This window comes from Leucobacter sp. UCD-THU (assembly GCF_000349545.1).
Classification (GTDB): domain Bacteria; phylum Actinomycetota; class Actinomycetes; order Actinomycetales; family Microbacteriaceae; genus Leucobacter; species Leucobacter muris.
In genome coordinates this window covers 156,975-173,215 of the sequence record NZ_KB714605.1, presented here as the reverse complement: position 1 = coordinate 173,215, position 16,241 = coordinate 156,975, and the positions used below count along the sequence as shown (strand labels likewise).

Sequence of the window (16,241 nt, the reverse complement as noted above, 5' to 3'; positions counted from 1 at the left end):
GCGCACAGCGATGCGAACACCGACCGCGCCCACGATCTCGGGCACCGTCGCCGGCGTGAGGCGACGCGACGACGAAGGCCTCGTCGACATCGTGATCCGCAGAGGCCGGATCGTCGAGGTGGCAGAGGCGAGCCCCAGAGCCCCCTCCGATCTCCTCTTCGACGCCTCGGGAGCCCGGGTGTCGCCCGGGCTCATCGACCTGCACTGCCACCTCAGCGGCGGCGGGGGAGCGTTCGGACCGGTCTCCCGGCCGCAGCCGCTGAGCGCGGACGACCTGCTGCGCGCCGGGGTGACGCGCGCTCTCGGATGCATCGGCCGCGAGGCCTGGGAGGGCGCCGGCCAGCAGATGCTGCGGAGCGTCGCCGCGATCGAGCAGGGGGGCGTGGCCGCCGCGATGTTCACCGGCGGTCTCGGGCCGCTGCCCGCCTCGGTGCTCGGCGACCACTCGCTGGACGTCGCCCTGGTGGCGGGGGTGATCGGCAGGAAGATCGCCCTGGACGACGATTCGCCGACGGCGACCCCTGCCGAGCTCCGCGAGGAGATCGTGCGGGAGGTGGCGCTCGCGAGGGACTTCGGGCGGGTGCCGCGGTTCATGGTGCACCTCGGCACCGACATGCGGCACGCCGATGCGGCGATCGAGCTGCTGACGCTGCTGCCTCGACAGCTGCGCCGGCTCGTCGTCGTGACCCACCTCAACTGGAGCCGAGCGCACATCGGAGGGGCGCGAGAGCTGCACGAACTCGGCTGCCACGTCGACATGACGGCGGCGATCCGCCCCGACACTTTCGCGGGGTCGTACGCCGCCGAGGAGGCCCTCGAAGCGCTGCTCCCCGTGCTCCGCTCCGAGGATCGGGTGTCGGTCTCGTCCGACTCGAACGGCGCGACGTCGCATCGGCTCGAGACCGGGCTCCTGCAGGTGGAGCACCACCCCATCGGAATGCTGGCCGACTGCTACCAGCGAGCCGCCTCGCGCCTCGGGAGACGACTGGCGGATCGGGTCTTCTGCCGCAACCCCGCGCGCTTCCTCTCGGAGGATCCGGTGTCCGACGACGACGCCCGCGACGACCTCGTCTGCGCGCCCGGCGCGGACGCCGAGTTCCTCCTGAGGGATCACGAGAGCCGACTGATCGCCGCAGTGGTCCCGCGGCGGCTGCTGAGGATGGCGGGTGAGGGCGCTGGCCACGACATCGGTTGATCGCTTCCGGCGGGAGCTGCACGCTCACCCCGAGCCGGGATGGGCGGAGTTCCGCACCACCGCGCGCCTGATCGAGGAACTCGCCCTGCTGCAGCACGCGCGGGTCGTGTACGGCGGCGCGCTCGGCCTGGGCGAGCGGCGTCTCGGCGTGGAGCCGCAACAGCAACGGGAGTTCGCCCGTCGCGCCGTCGAGGCCGGGTGCCCGACGGATCTGATCGCCGAGCTCGCCGACGCCGGAACCGGCGTCGTGTGCGAGTTCGGCGACGGCAGTCGGGGCGGGTGGCTGGTGCTCCGATTCGACATCGACGCGTTGGCGGTGCGGGAATCGGACGACCCGGTTCACGCGCCAGTCGCGCAGGGGTTCGCCTCCGGCATCGACGGCTACTCCCACGCCTGCGGGCACGACGGGCACGCGGCCATCGGTCTCGGGGTGGCGCGTCGCGTCGACCGGCTGGTCGGACAGCTGCCCCTCGGACTCGGCGTCCGCATCGTCTTCCAGCCCGCAGAGGAAGGCACTCGCGGGGCTGCGGCCCTGGTGGATGCGGGCTGGCTCCGAGGCGCCGGGTGGTTCTTCGGTCTGCACCTCGACGCGCTCGAGGGCCTGCCCGCGGGAACGGTCGTCCCCGGAACGCGGCGCATCCTCGCGACCGAGAAGCTCGACGTCGTGCTCACCGGCAGGGCCTCGCACGCCGCGGAGAGCCCGGAACTCGGGCGTGACGCCCTCGCGGCGGCGGTGGACGTCTACGCGGCGCTGCGGGGCTGCGATTGGGACGGCGCGACGGTCTCGTGCAACGCGCTCGCCGGCGGCGAGGCGCGCAACGTCATCGCGGCGCACGCCGAGCTGAAGTGCGAGATCAGGGCGGTGGAGTGGGCGGCCGTCGTCCGCGCGCGCGAGCGCTTCACGCGGATCGTCGAGGAGGAGTCCGCGAGGCGCGGCGTGATCGCGCGCGTCGACACCGTCGGGCGCAGCATCGGGGGCGGCTCCGACGGCCCCGGGACCTCCCTCATGCGCGAGTCGGCGGAGCGGGCCGGCCTCCCGGTCGTCGACGTACGCGATTTCGGTGCGAGCGACGACGCGGCCGACCTGATGGCGGCGACGCAGCGCGGCGGCGGGATCGGCTCCTACGGGCTCCTGGCGACCGGTGGTCTCGCGGACGCGCACAGCGCCCGCTTCGACTGCTCGCCCGCCGCGCTCGAGAGCGGAGTGGCGCTGATGACGGAGTGCGTGCGCACGGTGATCCGAGAGATGAGGCAGGAATGACGAAGCAGCAGACCGTGGCGATCGTGGGCGGAGGCGTCGCCGGGCTCGGAGCGGCCCTCGGGCTGATGGATCACGGGTTCGCGGGGCGCGTGGTGCTCATCGAGAGCGAGACGGAACTCGGGCAGCGCGGCTCCCGCCGAGCGGCGGGCGCCCTGCGGCGCGCCGGCCGCGCCGACGCGGAGGCAGAGCTCGCGGAACGGGCGTTCGCGCACTGGCGCGCGCTCGAGAAGCGGTTCTCCGTCGACGTCGGCATCCGGCAGGGGGGCGTGCTGCTCGTCGGATCCTCGGCCGAGCACGTCGCCGACCTGAGGGAGAAGCACGCCCGCGCCGGTCGAGGGGGAGGCGCGACGCGACTCCTGGAGCGCGAGGAGATCCGCGGTCTCATGCCGTGGATCCGGCACGACGTCGAACTCGGTCTGCTCAGCCCCGAGGACGGCCAGGTGGACCCGGCGCTCGCCACCCAGCAGGTCGCGAAGCTCGTGCGCTCCCACGGCCGCGTCGAGATCCGGTCCGGCGCCGCGGTGACGGGCATCGAGCAGCGCGCCGGCCGCTGGAGACTCGCGCTCGCGGGTGGAGAACCGATCGAGTCGGACTGGCTGATCCTCGCGGCGGGAGCCGCCGCACCGCGGATCCTCGAGTCGGCGGGGCTCACGCTCCCCGTCATGAGCGCCAAGGTCGTGACGCTGCGCTCGGCGCCCGTCGAGCCGCGCTTCGCGCAGTTCTTCCAGGACTGGGACGCCCAGCTCTTCCTGCGGCAGAACGTGCGCGGAGAGCTGCAGTTCGGCTGCCTCGGACAGGACCTCATCCGCGTCGACGACGGCGTATCCGACCGGGAGGCGGCTCTCGTGCTCGAAGCCTTCCGGCATTCGCTCCCGGGTCTCGGCGAGCCGCGGGTGGTCGACTCCTGGGCGGGGATCATCGACGAGTCCCGCGACCGCCTGCCGATCATCGGGTCGATCGATGGGGCCGACCGCCTGCTGGTCGCGGCGGGGTGGTCCGGGCACGGCTTCCTGCTCGGGCCGTACGTCGGCGACCTCATCGCACGCCAGGTGATGACGGGGGAGCCCGATCCGATCCTGATGCCGTTCGCCCTCGCACGGTTCTCGTACTCGCCGAGCACGAGCAACGTCGACGCCTAGGAGAAGCCCATGCACAGATCAGTCATCATCATCGGGGCCGGCGGACTCGGCCAGCAGATCGCGGCGGCGGCGAGAATCCGCGGATGCCGCTGGCGCATCACGCTCGTGGATCGCGACCGGGAACGCGTCGACGAGGCGGTCGCGGGCCTCCGAGCGCTGGCCGTCGCGCCCTCGCCCCACGTCGAGGGCATCGCTCTCGACGCGCTCGACGAGCAGGGCCTGCGATCGCTCATCGAGGCCTCCCGAGCGGACGCCGTCGTGAACGTCGCGACGCTGCTGCCGGTCGAACGGTGGTGGGCCATCGCCGGGAGGCAGGACGTGGGCCGCGGTTTCAACGAACTCGGCTTCGGGCCCTGGCTGGCGCTGCACCTGGTGATCGCCTCGGCCGTCGCCTCAGCGGTCGGCGCGAGCGAACCCCGACCGCTGTTCATGAACGCCGCCTACCCCGACGCCATCAACGCGCTGCTCGCCCGCTGGCACGGCTTCGCCCCCGCGGGGGCGGGGAACATCAGGCTCCTCGAGCCCGGACTCCGCACGGCGCTGTCAGAGCGCGCCGGTTCAGCCGGCGATGACCTCGAGATCGCTCTGAGCGCGCACTACGTGCACGTGAGGAACCTGCTCATGCGGGAGCCCGAGCTGCCGCAGGGGTGGCGGCTGAGCATCACCTGGCGGGGAGCGCCGGAGGGGCCGGGCGCGGACGAGCAGCGCGCACTGCTGAGGCGAGCCGGGGCCGCCGTGCCGCGCGGAGCCGCTTCCCACACCTGGACGGCGACCTCGATCGTCGAGGATCTCGAAGCACTCCTCGGGCAGGGGCCCGCGCGGCGCAGCCTCATGGCCGGTCCGCTGGGGATGGTCGGCGGGTATCCCGTCGAGCTCGCCGAGGGCTCGGTGCGGCTCGCCCTGCCCGAGGACTGGGACGAGGGCGAGCTCGCAGCCGAGCAGCGGCGAGCCGCCCGGCTGGACGGCATCGGCGGGATCGACCCCCGGGGCGCCGTCGAGTTCTCGCCCTCCGCTCGCGACCTCTATCAGAGCATCACGGGCGCCGCCCTCGAGCCGGTCACCCGCGAGAACGTCGCGGACGTCGCGCGCTCGCAACTCGAAATCCTTCGCAAGCTATGACCCGCAACGGGTCGGGAACGGAACGTGCACCATGAAGATTCGCGAGATCGTCGTTCGGATCATCGACGCCGACGGGCTGTCGTTCTCCCTCGGAGAGGGGTTTCGCCTCGGGCAGGAACTGCTGCTCGTGGAGGTCGTCACCGACTCCGGTGCGAGGGGAACCGGCGGCACGTCGACCTACGGCAACGGGCGCGAACTGGTGGAGTCCATCCTCAGCACCTACGCCCCGATGCTGCTCGGGCGCGACCCCTTCGACACGGAGGGGTTCTGGAAGCGCGCCCTCGGGGTGATCAAGCTCTACGCCGCGCCTCAGGCCGCGGCCGCCCTCGACCTCGCGCTGTGGGACCTGATCGGCACGCTCGCCCAGCAGCCCGTCTACCGCCTGCTCGGCGGCGGCCGCGAACGCATCCCCGTGTACGGTTCGCTCCCGCATCTGCCGACCGTCGAGGAGCACGTCGAGCTCATCGACGCCTACCGCAGCGAGCGCGGGCTGACCGCCTTCAAGATCCACCTCTCCGGTCGGGTGCGGGACGACCTGCGCCTCGTCGAGGAGTTGCGGGAGCGCGTCGGCGACGAGACCGTGCTGCTCGCCGACGCGGTCGGGCACTACGACTACACCGACGCGCTGCGGGTCGGACGAGCACTCGAGTCGGCCGGCTTCGAGTGGTTCGAGATGCCGATGGAGGACTACCTCGAAGAGGGGTACCGCAAGCTGAGCTCGACGCTCGAGATCCCGATCACCACGGGCGAGGTCACCAATGCGACCCTCTTCGCGAACGCGAACGCGATCGCCGGCAGAGGATGGAGCATCGTGCGGGGAGACGTCGCGAACTGGGGCGGCATCACGCAGGGCCGGAAGCTCAGCGCGCTGGCGGAGGCCTTCGGCCTGCGGTGCGAGTTCCACTCGTGGGGGTTCGCGGTCAACCAGTTCGCGAATCTGCACGCCATGCTGCCCTGCCCGACTTCGCGCTACTTCGAGTGGCCGATCCCGCCGCAGCCGTTCGAGTTCGGCTTCGCGCCCGTCGTGGTGCGCGACGGCTTCGCAGCGGCGCCCACCCTTCCGGGTCTCGGGCTCGTGCCCGACGTCGACCGCCTCGACCGCGGGGAGCAGTTCCGCGAGGTCTTCGCGCGGGAGTAGCCGGCGCCCGCGGGCGGCGCGCCGTCCGAGACCGGCGAGCTCCCTCCTCCCCGGGCCGGCACCCGGGCGGCGCCACGCGCGGACCCCGCCCCGACGAGACCGCGCACCGGATCGGGAGTAGCCTGATCCGGTGCGCATGACTCGTTCAGGACTGGGATACGGGCTGGGCGCCTACCTCATCTGGGGTGTCTTCCCCTTCTTCTTCGGCCTCATCGCGGTGGTCGGGCCGTTCGAGGTGGTGCCCTGGCGGGTCGGCGCGACCCTCACGTTCTGCGTGATCCTCGTCTCCGCGACCCGTCGCTGGGGCCAGGTGGGGGCGATCCTGCGCTCGCCGCGACTGCTCGGCTGGTTCACCCTCTCAGCGCTGCTGCTCTACGCGAACTGGCAGCTCTTCGTGATCGGCGTGATGACGGGGCACGTGCTCGAGACCTCGCTCGGCTACTTCATCAACCCGCTCTTCACGATCCTCATCGGCGTCATCGTGCGCAAGGAGCAGCTCACGCGTCCCCAGTGGATCGCGGTCGGGATCGCGGCCGCGGGCGTCGCGGCCGCCGCGGTCGCCTACGGCGCCTTCCCGTGGATCGCGCTCGGCATCGCGACGTCGTTCGGCCTCTACGGCGCCGTGCACAAGCACGCGGGGGAGCAGGTCGACGGCATCACCGGCCTCACCGTCGAGACCTTCGCATCGCTGCCCGTCGCGGCCGTGCAGCTGCTGATCGTCGCGGGCGTCTCGGGGATCGGCGTCTTCTCCTTCGGCCCCGGCATCACCGCGCTCGTGATGTTCAGCGGCATCATGACGGCGGTGCCCCTCATCCTCTTCGGAGAGGCCACGCGCAGGCTGCCGCTCTCCTATATGGGGTTCCTGCAGTTCCTCACCCCGATCCTCGGCTTCCTCTACGGCTACTTCGTGATGCACGAGGAGATGCCCGTCAGCCGGTGGGTCGGATTCATCGCGGTGTGGATCGCGCTCATCATTCTCATCGCCGACATGGTCGCGCAGATCCGGCGTTCGCCCACCGCACAGACGAACACCGGGCCGATTCCCTTAGACTGAACGGGGTAGGCGCCGCGATCCGGCCGCCTGAACCCACCGGCCCCACACACACAGCAAAAGAGGTTCCATGGAACAGCGCGACCCCTTCGCGTTCACCGGTCTGACCTACGACGATGTGCTGCTGCTTCCGGCGCACACCGACGTCATCCCGAGCGACGCGGACACCTCGACCCAGCTCACGCGTCGCATCCGCCTCAACATCCCGCTGATCTCGGCGGCCATGGACACGGTGACCGAGACCCGCATGGCGGTCTCGATGGCGCGCAACGGCGGCCTCGGCATCCTGCACCGCAACCTGTCGATCCAGGATCAGGCCGAGATGGTGGATCGGGTCAAGCGCAGCGAGGCGGGCATGATCACCAACCCGGTCACCACGTCGGTCGACGCGACCGTGGCCGAGGTCGACGCGCTCTGCGGCGAGTACCGCGTCTCGGGCCTGCCCGTCGTCGACTCGAACGGGGTGCTGCTCGGCATCATCACGAACCGCGACATGCGCTTCGTCGATCCGAAGGACCGCTCGCAGGTGCGCGTCTCCGAGGCCATGACGAAGATGCCGCTCATCACGGGCCCCGTGGGCATCTCCCGCGACGACGCCGCGGCGATCTTCCGCCGGCACAAGATCGAGAAGCTGCCGCTCGTCGACGACGAGGGCCGCCTCACCGGCCTCATCACGGTGAAGGACTTCGACAAGGAAGAGCAGTATCCGCTCGCCACGAAAGACGACGCCGGCCGTCTGCGCGTGGGCGCGGCGGTGGGCTTCTTCGGCGACGCCTGGAAGCGCGCGGGCGAACTGATCGACGCCGGCGTCGACGTGCTGGTGGTCGACACCGCCAACGGCGACAGCAAGGGCGTGCTCGACATCATCGCGAAGATCAAGAGCGACCCCGCCTTCGCGGGCGTCGACGTGATCGGCGGCAACGTGGCGACGTACGCCGGCGCGAAGGCGATCGCGGACGCGGGCGCCGACGCCGTCAAGGTGGGCGTCGGGCCGGGCTCGATCTGCACGACGCGCGTCATCGCGGGCGTAGGCGTGCCGCAGGTGACCGCCGTGTACGAGGCGGCGAAGGCGGCGACCCCCGCCGGCATCCCCGTCATCGCCGACGGCGGCCTGCAGTACTCGGGCGACATCGCGAAGGCGCTCGTCGCGGGCGCGTCCTCGGTGATGATGGGGTCGCTGCTGGCCGGAACCGACGAGAGCCCCGGCGACCTGGTCTTCGTGGGCGGCAAGCAGTACAAGAACTACCGCGGCATGGGGTCGCTGGGCGCGCTGCAGACGCGCGGCGAGCGCACCTCCTACTCGAAGGACCGCTACTTCCAGGCCGACGTGCCGAGCGACGAGAAGCTGATCCCCGAGGGGATCGAGGGCCAGGTGCCCTATCGCGGCCCGGTGGGCGCGGTGACCCACCAGATGATCGGCGGCCTGCGCCAGTCGATGTTCTACGTGGGGGCCCGCTCGATCGAGGAGCTGAAGCAGCGCGGCGAGTTCGTGCGCATCACCTCGGCGGGGCTCAAGGAGAGCCACCCGCACGACGTGCAGATGGTCGTCGAAGCCCCCAACTACAAGCGCTGATCGCGCATGAGAAACGGACCTGATCGTGAGTAACGAGATCGAGATCGGGCGGGGCAAGCGCGCCCGCCGCGTGTACACCTTCGACGAGATCGGCATCGTGCCGACCCGGCGCACCCGCGACCCCGAGCTCGTCTCGACCGCGTGGTCGATCGACGCGTTCCAGTTCGACATCCCCGTGCTCGGCGCGCCCATGGACTCCGTCATGTCGCCCGCCACCGCGATCGAGCTCGGCCGCCTCGGCGGTCTCGGCGTGCTCAACCTCGAGGGCCTCTGGACCCGCCACGAGGATCCCGAGCCGCTGCTCGCCGAGCTCGCCGGCATCGACGACGAGGTCGCCGCCGTGCACCGCATGCGCGAGCTCTACTCGGCGCCGATCCGACCCGAGCTCATCACGGCCCGGCTCGGCGAGATCCGCGAGGCCGGCGTGACCGTCGCCGGCGCGCTGTCGCCGCACCGCACCGCCGAGTTCACCGAGACCGTGGTGCAGGCGGGCGTCGACCTGTTCGTGATCCGCGGCAACACCGTCTCGGCCGAGCACGTCGCGAAAGAGGGGCGCGAGCCCCTCAACCTCAAGCAGTTCATCTACGAGCTCGACGTGCCCGTGATCGTGGGCGGCGCCGCCACCTACCAGTCGGCCCTCCACCTCATGCGGACGGGCGCGGCCGGCGTGCTCGTCGGCTTCGGCGGGGGAGCGTCCTCGACCACCCGCGCCACGCTCGGCATCCGCGCACCCATGGCGACCGCGATCGCCGACGTCGCCGGGGCGCGCACCGACTACCTCGACGAGTCGGGCGGGCGCTACGTGCACGTGATCGCCGACGGCGGCCTCGGCACCTCAGGCGACCTCATCAAGGCGATGGCGTGCGGCGCCGACGCCATCATGCTCGGCTCGGCGCTCGCCAAGGCCTCCGACGCCCCCGGCAGCGGCTGGCACTGGGGCCAGGAGGCCCACCACGAGGATCTGCCGCGCGGCAGGCGCATGCGGGTCGCACCCGTGGCCCCGCTCTCGGAGATCGTGAACGGCCCGGCGCACGTCGCCGACGGCAGCGCCAACCTGATCGGCGCGCTGCGCCGCGCGATGGCGACGACCGGCTACTCGGAACTCAAGGAGTTCCAGCGCGTCGGTGTCGTGCACGCCGAGCGCTAGGGGGCCGCGAAGCCGTTGTCCTCGACCCAGCCCCACCCGTCGGGCTCTGCGGATCAGCCGCAGCCCGAGCCCGACGCGCCGCAGCCGACCCCGCAGGGGCGGTCGAAGCGACCCGAGTACCTGGGCGACCCCACCCTCGCGCAGGTGATGCGCAGGCCCCGCTGGATCCTCGCCCTCGTGTTCGCCATGCTCGTGGCCGCGGTCTTCGCGTGGCTCGGGCAGTGGCAGATGGACAGCGCCGTGCGCAACGCCGCGGTCGAGGAGGTCGACACCGAGACCCCGCGCCCGCTCGCGGAGGCCTCCGACACGCTCATGGGCGTCACCGACGAGGGCGCCGGAGTGGTCGTACGCCTCGAGGGCGCATTCGTACCCGGCGACTCGCGCATCGTCGCCCCCCGCCTCAACGACGGCGAGAACGGCGCCTGGGTCGTCGGCCACCTCGTCACCGAGGGCCCCGACGCCGAACCGGGCGCGCACCTCGCCGTCGCGATCGGCTGGGCGGCGAGCGAGGCCGACGCCGAACGCGCGATCGAGACGCTCGAGGCGGATCCCGCGTTCGCCGAAGGCCGCGCCCTCGAGGGGCGCTTCATGCCCCCCGAGGGGCCGCAGGTGCCCGGTGCGGGCGAGGATCCGCAGGTCATGCGCACCATGATCCCGGCCTTCCTCGCGAACGTGTGGACCGGCGTCGACAGCCCCGTTTACTCGGGCTACCTCGTGCTGCACGACACCGGGGCCGCCGCTCCGCTGCTCGCGGAGGCCGACCTCGACCCCGTCGACTCGGTCGCCCCGCTGCCGCCCGAGACCGTCAACTGGCTCAACATCTTCTACGGGGTCGAGTGGATCGTGTTCGCCGGCTTCGCCCTCTTTCTCTGGTACCGCCTCACCCGCGACGCCTGGGAGAAGGAGCACGAACTCAAGCTGCTCCAAGCGGCGCAAGAATAGAATGGAACCCATGCAACTGCAGCCCAAGCCGTCCGATTACCCGCGCATTCGCAAGGCATTGAGCTTCTACAAGGTCACCTCGGTGATCACCGGCGTGATGCTCCTGCTGCTCTGCGCCGTGATGGTCATGAAGTACGTCTTCAACGTGCAGCTCTTCCTCTTCACGCCCGACGGCTTCGCCAACTTCTACCCGCTCGCCCCCGAGGGGGTCGAGGCCGACTTCGCCCCCCAGGGCTTCGACCTGTTCAAGGCGATCCTCATCGCCCACGGCTGGTTCTACGTGATCTACCTGGTCTCCGACTTCCTGCTGTGGAGCCCCATGCGCTGGAGCTTCTGGCGCTTCATCCTCATCGCCCTCGGCGGCGTGGTGCCCTTCATGTCGTTCTTCCTGGAGGCCCGCATCGTGCGCGAGGTCACCGGCTTCCTGAACGCTCGCGAGGCCGAGGCCGCAGCGGCCCCGCTTCAGTAGAATCGTCTTCTGACCCCCGGAGGCGGCCCTCGCAGAGCCGGCCTCCACAACCTCGAAAGGCCTGCAATGGCAGAACAGACTGACACGGACCACCGCCCGGTTCTCGTGGTCGACTTCGGTGCGCAGTACGCGCAGCTGATCGCGCGCCGCGTGCGCGAGGCCGGCGTGTACTCCGAGCTCGTGCCGCACAGCATCACCGCGGCCGAGGTCGAGGCGAAGCAGCCGCTCGGCATCGTGCTCTCGGGCGGTCCGTCGTCCGTGTACGAGGAGGGCGCCCCGCAGTTCGACCCCGCGATCTTCGAGCTCGGCGTGCCCGTGCTCGGCATCTGCTACGGCTTCCAGGTGATGGCCCGCGCCCTCGGCGGCGAGGTCGGCAACACCGGCGACCGCGAGTACGGCGCCACCGAGGCCCGCATCGTCGGCGACGGCGGCGCGATCCTCGGCGGCCAGCCCGAGACGCAGAACGTCTGGATGAGCCACGGCGACGCCGTGCAGCGGGCGCCCGAGGGCTTCGACGTGCTGGCGCGCACCTCGGTCACCCCCGTCGCCGCGTTCGGCTCGCCCGAGAAGAAGCTGTACGGGGTGCAGTGGCATCCCGAGGTCAAGCACTCCGACCACGGCCAGCGCATCCTCGAGAACTTCCTGCACCACGTCGCCGGCATCCCCGCCGACTGGAACGCGGGCAACGTGATCGCCGAGCAGGTGGAGCGTATCCGCGCCCAGGTGGGCGACGCGCGCGTCATCTCCGCGCTGTCGGGCGGCGTCGACTCGGCCGTCTCGACCGCGCTCGTGCACAAGGCCATCGGCGACCAGCTCACCGCGGTCTTCGTCGACCACGGCCTGCTGCGACAGGGCGAGCGCGAGCAGGTCGAGCGCGACTACGTCGCCTCCACCGGCGTGAACCTCATCACTATCGACGCGGCCGACGTCTTCCTCGGCCACCTCGAGGGCGTCACCGATCCCGAGGAGAAGCGCAAGATCATCGGCCGCGAGTTCATCCGCGCGTTCGAGCAGGTGCAGCTCGACCTCGTCGCCGAGGCGAAGGCCGAGGGCGAGAAGGTGAAGTTCCTCGTGCAGGGCACGCTGTACCCCGACGTGGTCGAGTCGGGCGGCGGATCCGGCACCGCGAACATCAAGTCGCACCACAACGTGGGCGGCCTGCCCGAAGACCTCGACTTCGAGCTGATCGAGCCGCTGCGCACCCTGTTCAAGGACGAGGTGCGCGAGATCGGCCGCGAGCTCGGCATCCCCGAGGCGATCGTGGGCCGTCAGCCGTTCCCCGGCCCCGGCCTCGGCATCCGCATCGTCGGAGAGGTCACCCGGGATCGCCTCGAGACGCTGCGCGCCGCCGACGCGATCGCGCGCGAGGAGCTGACCGCCGCCGGCCTCGACGCCGAGATCTGGCAGTGCCCGGTCGTGCTGCTCGCCGACGTGCGCTCCGTGGGGGTGCAGGGCGACGGTCGCACCTACGGCCACCCGATCGTGCTGCGCCCCGTCTCGTCGGAGGACGCCATGACGGCCGACTGGACGCGCGTGCCCTACGAGGTGCTCGCCCGCATCTCGAACCGCATCACCAACCAGGTGCCCGAGGTCAACCGCGTCGTACTCGACGTCACCTCGAAGCCTCCGGGGACCATCGAGTGGGAGTGAGAAAAGCCGGCGCGAGCCGGCTTTTCTGTTGCCACGGTTCTGAGCGCGGCGATGACGTCGCCGCAGCGTCAGGGGCGGAGACGGAAGAAGCCCGGGCCGTGAGGCCCGGGCTTCGTCGATCCGCTGAGGATCAGTCGCTGCCGCGCAGGATCGCGAGGATGCGCAGGATCTCGACGTACAGCCAGATCAGCGTGACCATGAGGCCGAAGGCCGCCGACCAGGCCCACTTCTCGGGCACGCGGTTCTTCACGCCGTTCTGGATCAACTCGAAGTCCATGACCAGCGAGTAGGCGGCGAGGAAGACGGCGAGCAGGCCGATGACCACGCCGAGGGGGATGCCGAACACCGTCACACCGCGCATGCCCCAGGGATCGTCGGTCGCGCCGAACATGATCATGCCGAAGTTGATGAGCGAGAAGACGAGGTAGCCGACCATCGCGATGAGCACGATCTTGGTCATCTTCGGGCTGGTGCGCACCTTGCCGCTGCGGAACAGCAGCAGGGTCACGCCGAACACCGAGAGCGTGCCGATGACGGCCTGCGAGACGATGCCCGCCCACTGGGCCTCGAAGATGCCCGAGATGCCGCCGAGGAAGACGCCCTGGAACACCGCGTACAGCACGATGAGGGGAACGCTCGGCTCCTTCTTGAACGAGTTGACGAGGCCGAGCACGAGGCCGACGATGGCCGCGGGCAGCGCGAGGATCGGCATGAACCAGCCGATGGCGCCGAAGACGAGCACGATGAGGAACAGCATCACCGTCTTGGAGATGGTGTTCTCATACGTCATCGGGCGGTCGGAGGGCGTGACGACGGGCGGCTGCTCGCCGCCGAAGCCCGCCTCTGCGACGGGCTCGTCGATGCCGGGCCGCTGCGTCTGCGCGGCGGGCTGATCGTAGATGCGGCGCAGCTCGTCAGCGGTGAGGGTCTTGCCGTTGAGTGCCGGGTTGTTGCTGAGAGCCGGGTTGCTCATGCGTCGGAATCCTTTCCTGGCGTATGGGACGCTTCAAGCTTATCCACAGGGCGCCTCGCGGTGGCTGTGACTCTGCCCGATGCGGAGCCCCTGTTCGCGCACCGCGGATAGGCTGGAACCCATGGACAGCCCGCATCGCGCGCCCCTTGTCATCGGTCACCGCGGGGCGCCGGGATACCGGCCCGAGCACAGCGCCTCGTCGTACCGGCTCGCCTTCGAGCTCGGCGCCGACGCGGTCGAACCCGACATCGTCGCCACGCGCGACGGCGTGCTGGTGGTGCGCCACGAGAACGAGATCTCGGGCACGACCGACGTCGCGAGGCACCCCGAGTTCGCCTCGCGCCGCACGACGAAGACGATCGACGGCAAGCGCCTCACTGGTTGGTTCACCGAGGATTTCACCTGGCAGGAGCTGTCGACGCTGCGCTGCACCGAGCGCCTGAAGCGCGTGCGCCCCGACAACCGCGAGTTCGAGGGCTCCGAGCCGATCCTGCGCTTGCGCGACGTGCTCGCGATCGTCGACGACGAGAGCTCGCGGTGCGGCGAACCGCTGCGAGTGGTGGTCGAGATCAAGCACGCCGCCTACTTCGCGGGCATCGGTTACGACCTGGGGCTGCTCCTGCTCGCCGAACTCGCCGAGGCTGGATGGGACGCGCGCGGGGAGCGGCTCGTGATCGAGTCGTTCGAACTGGGGGTGCTGGATCGACTGCGCGCGGCCGGTGCGCGCGCCGAGCTTGTGTTCCTCACCGACCGCTTCGGGTCGCCCGCCGACGAGCCGGTCGGCGGCGCGCCGTCGCGCAGCTTCGCGTGGTACCGCAGCGACGCCGGGCTCGACCTGCTCGCCGAGCGGGTCGACGGGGTGAGCGTGGCCAAGGGCAACCTCATCCGGGTGAACGCGCTGGGTCGCGCGACCGGCCCGACCGACCTCGTGGCGCGGGCGCACGCGCGGGGGCTGCGCGTCTACACGTGGACGCTCAGGCCCGAGAACCGCTACCTCAACGTGCGCTTCCAGAGCTCGCTGCGCGGCGCCGAGTGGGGCGACTGGCAGAGCGAGTTCGGGCTGCTGCTGCGCTCGGGGGTCGACGGGATCTTCGTCGATCACCCCGACCTGGGGGTTGCGATCCGCGAAGCTCAGGCGTAGCCGCGGGGCGAGCACGGGCGCTGGTGCGAGCACCCACCCGCACCGATCGACGCAGCAGCGCCCCGATTCGCGCGGTCGGGGTGTCTGAGGGTCGATCGGTGCGCGGGATGTCGGGCCGCGGGCGCGGGTCGGCGGCGGATCGGGGCGCGAGGGCGGTCGGGCGCGGGCGGCCCGACACGCAACGGCGCTGCGGGCTCAGCGGGTGAGCTCTCCGACGAGATTCTGCTCCATGAGGCCGCGCAGCTCGGCGCCTCGGTGTCCGCGGTCGAGCAGAAATCCGAGTTTCGCCGTCGCCGCCTCGACCGTGAGATCCGACCCGTCGATCGCACCCGCGGCGGCCAGCTCGCGCCCCACCGCGTAGCGGGCGAGATCCACCCCTCCGGTCGCGCACTGCGTCACCGCGACGACGGGCAGCGATCCGCAGATCTCGCGCAGCGTGCCGAGCATGCCGGGCCGGGCCATCGGCGCGTTGCCCGATCCGTAGCACTCCAGCACCAGCCCGTCGGGGCCGCCGCCGAGCGCCGCGCGCAGGTCGGCCGCGGTCACGGCCGGCGTGAAGCGGAAGGAGAGCACACGGGCGGGCGCGGCGGGGGAGTCGAGGCCCGAAGGCGCCGAGGGGATGCCCACGGGATCGGGGGCGAGCGAGCGCTCGGCGCGGAAGGCGGCGAGCGAGACGCTGTCGTGCTTGACCGTGCGCACGGCGGGCAGGATCGCGCCGCCGAAGGCCACCGAGACCGGCGCGCCCGGCGCAGCCTTCACGGAGGCGCGAATCGCGAGCGCGAGGTTGTCGAGGGCATCGGTGTGCGGGGCGCCGTGGGCGAGCTGACTGCCCGTCACCACTACGGGGCTGCCGATGCCGGCCAGGTCGAACGCGAGGCGCGACGCGGCGTAGGCGAGCGTGTCGGTGCCGTGCAGGATCACGACGCCGCGCGGGCGCTGGGTGCGCACGCGTGCGCTGATCGCGCGGGCGATGCGGGGCGCCGTCTCGGCGTCGGCGTTCGCGCTGTCGATGGCGGGGAGCAGATGGTTGATGCGTGCCTCGAGGCCGAGCGGGCGGCAGATGCCGGCCACGAGCCGCTCGAGCACCTCGGGGAAGTCGGGGTCGGGGGCGAGCCCCGCGTCGGTCTCGTGCATGCCGATGGTGCCGCCCGTCGCGAAGACGAGCACGCTGGGAGTTGCCATTCCTCTATTCTGGCCTGTCGGCCGCACCGCCGTGCGCCCCCACCGTCCATCCCCATGGTCTATCGCCGTCCACGTCGTCCACCCCATCCCCACCCTGTCGTCCGCCCCAGCTGAGATGACGCGTGCGGTCGCTCGCACGTCCCACCGCTGACCACATGCGTCATCTCGACAGGGGAAGGGAGGGAAGGAGGGAAGGAGGGAAGGAGGGAAGGAGGGAAGGAGGGAAGGAGGGAAGGAGAAGGGGGGGACTGGCCAGGAGGA

14 protein-coding genes are annotated in these 16,241 nt (G+C 71.2%); 12 read left to right on the top strand and 2 right to left on the bottom strand.

Annotated elements, in window-relative coordinates; genetic code table 11:
• Window positions 1–10: 10 nt before the first annotated feature.
• The 11 genes from H490_RS30210 to guaA all read left to right on the top strand — a co-directional run bounded on the left by H490_RS30210 (window position 11) and on the right by guaA (window position 12,684).
• Window positions 11–1,195 (top strand): hypothetical protein, encoded by a 1,185-nt coding sequence (locus H490_RS30210; protein WP_017885270.1) that lies wholly within the window; start codon window positions 11–13, stop codon window positions 1,193–1,195.
• The gene (locus H490_RS30205; protein ID WP_017885269.1) at window positions 1,167–2,456 is read left to right on the top strand and encodes an amidohydrolase; all 1,290 of its coding nucleotides are present in this window, start codon (window positions 1,167–1,169) and stop codon (window positions 2,454–2,456) included. The genes H490_RS30210 and H490_RS30205 overlap by 29 nt, the downstream gene beginning before the upstream one ends.
• Window positions 2,453–3,595, top strand: a complete 1,143-nt coding sequence (locus tag H490_RS30200; RefSeq protein ID WP_017885268.1) for an NAD(P)/FAD-dependent oxidoreductase — start codon at window positions 2,453–2,455, stop codon at window positions 3,593–3,595. The genes H490_RS30205 and H490_RS30200 overlap by 4 nt, the downstream gene beginning before the upstream one ends.
• A gap of 9 nt (window positions 3,596–3,604) precedes the next feature.
• A complete protein-coding gene (locus H490_RS30195) occupies window positions 3,605–4,714 on the top strand; it encodes a saccharopine dehydrogenase NADP-binding domain-containing protein (RefSeq protein ID WP_017885267.1) in 1,110 nt (369 codons plus the stop codon).
• A 31-nt stretch (window positions 4,715–4,745) separates the two neighbouring features.
• Window positions 4,746–5,852 (top strand): mandelate racemase/muconate lactonizing enzyme family protein, encoded by a 1,107-nt coding sequence (locus H490_RS30190; RefSeq protein ID WP_017885266.1) that lies wholly within the window; start codon window positions 4,746–4,748, stop codon window positions 5,850–5,852.
• A 136-nt stretch (window positions 5,853–5,988) separates the two neighbouring features.
• A complete protein-coding gene (gene rarD, locus H490_RS30185) occupies window positions 5,989–6,906 on the top strand; it encodes an EamA family transporter RarD (protein ID WP_041205910.1) in 918 nt (305 codons plus the stop codon).
• Between the two features lie 67 nt (window positions 6,907–6,973).
• Window positions 6,974–8,476, top strand: coding sequence for an IMP dehydrogenase (gene guaB, locus H490_RS30180; RefSeq protein ID WP_017885264.1), 1,503 nt, complete (start codon window positions 6,974–6,976; stop codon window positions 8,474–8,476).
• Window positions 8,477–8,501: 25 nt separating this feature from the next.
• Complete coding sequence (locus H490_RS30175; RefSeq protein WP_017885263.1) at window positions 8,502–9,623, top strand: GuaB3 family IMP dehydrogenase-related protein; 1,122 nt, start codon at window positions 8,502–8,504, stop codon at window positions 9,621–9,623.
• 15 nt (window positions 9,624–9,638) lie between these two features.
• Window positions 9,639–10,565 carry an SURF1 family protein gene (locus H490_RS30170; RefSeq protein WP_017885262.1) on the top strand — a complete coding sequence of 309 codons (927 nt, stop codon included), beginning with the start codon at window positions 9,639–9,641 and terminating at the stop codon, window positions 10,563–10,565.
• Window positions 10,566–10,575: 10 nt separating this feature from the next.
• Complete coding sequence (locus H490_RS30165) at window positions 10,576–11,034, top strand: DUF3817 domain-containing protein (RefSeq protein ID WP_017885261.1); 459 nt, start codon at window positions 10,576–10,578, stop codon at window positions 11,032–11,034.
• 66 nt (window positions 11,035–11,100) lie between these two features.
• Entirely contained in the window at window positions 11,101–12,684 is a 1,584-nt protein-coding gene (guaA, locus tag H490_RS30160) for a glutamine-hydrolyzing GMP synthase (protein ID WP_017885260.1), read from the top strand.
• Between the two features lie 130 nt (window positions 12,685–12,814).
• On the opposite strand, the gene H490_RS30155 is transcribed toward guaA, so the two are convergent.
• Entirely contained in the window at window positions 12,815–13,657 is an 843-nt protein-coding gene (locus H490_RS30155; protein WP_017885259.1) for a Bax inhibitor-1/YccA family membrane protein, read from the bottom strand.
• A 121-nt stretch (window positions 13,658–13,778) separates the two neighbouring features.
• On the opposite strand from H490_RS30155, the gene H490_RS30150 reads away from it, so the two are divergent.
• Window positions 13,779–14,798: a glycerophosphodiester phosphodiesterase family protein gene (locus tag H490_RS30150; RefSeq protein ID WP_017885258.1), complete on the top strand. Its 1,020-nt coding sequence runs from the start codon at window positions 13,779–13,781 to the stop codon at window positions 14,796–14,798.
• 195 nt (window positions 14,799–14,993) lie between these two features.
• Here H490_RS30150 and H490_RS30145 read toward each other — a convergent pair whose 3' ends face one another.
• On the bottom strand, window positions 14,994–15,980 hold the full coding sequence (locus H490_RS30145; protein WP_031290342.1) for an asparaginase domain-containing protein: 987 nt from the start codon (window positions 15,978–15,980) through the stop codon (window positions 14,994–14,996).
• Window positions 15,981–16,241 lie beyond the last annotated feature (261 nt).

Coding starts and splice junctions, on each gene's coding strand:
- H490_RS30210 (WP_017885270.1), top strand. CDS start 11: ATGCGAACACCGACCGCGCCCACGATCTCGGGCACCGTCGCCGGCGTG.
- H490_RS30200 (WP_017885268.1), top strand. CDS start 2,453: ATGACGAAGCAGCAGACCGTGGCGATCGTGGGCGGAGGCGTCGCCGGG.
- H490_RS30195 (WP_017885267.1), top strand. CDS start 3,605: ATGCACAGATCAGTCATCATCATCGGGGCCGGCGGACTCGGCCAGCAG.
- H490_RS30190 (WP_017885266.1), top strand. CDS start 4,746: ATGAAGATTCGCGAGATCGTCGTTCGGATCATCGACGCCGACGGGCTG.
- rarD (WP_041205910.1), top strand. CDS start 5,989: ATGACTCGTTCAGGACTGGGATACGGGCTGGGCGCCTACCTCATCTGG.
- guaB (WP_017885264.1), top strand. CDS start 6,974: ATGGAACAGCGCGACCCCTTCGCGTTCACCGGTCTGACCTACGACGAT.
- H490_RS30165 (WP_017885261.1), top strand. CDS start 10,576: ATGCAACTGCAGCCCAAGCCGTCCGATTACCCGCGCATTCGCAAGGCA.
- guaA (WP_017885260.1), top strand. CDS start 11,101: ATGGCAGAACAGACTGACACGGACCACCGCCCGGTTCTCGTGGTCGAC.
- H490_RS30155 (WP_017885259.1), bottom strand. CDS start 13,657: ATGAGCAACCCGGCTCTCAGCAACAACCCGGCACTCAACGGCAAGACC.
- H490_RS30150 (WP_017885258.1), top strand. CDS start 13,779: ATGGACAGCCCGCATCGCGCGCCCCTTGTCATCGGTCACCGCGGGGCG.
- H490_RS30145 (WP_031290342.1), bottom strand. CDS start 15,980: ATGGCAACTCCCAGCGTGCTCGTCTTCGCGACGGGCGGCACCATCGGC.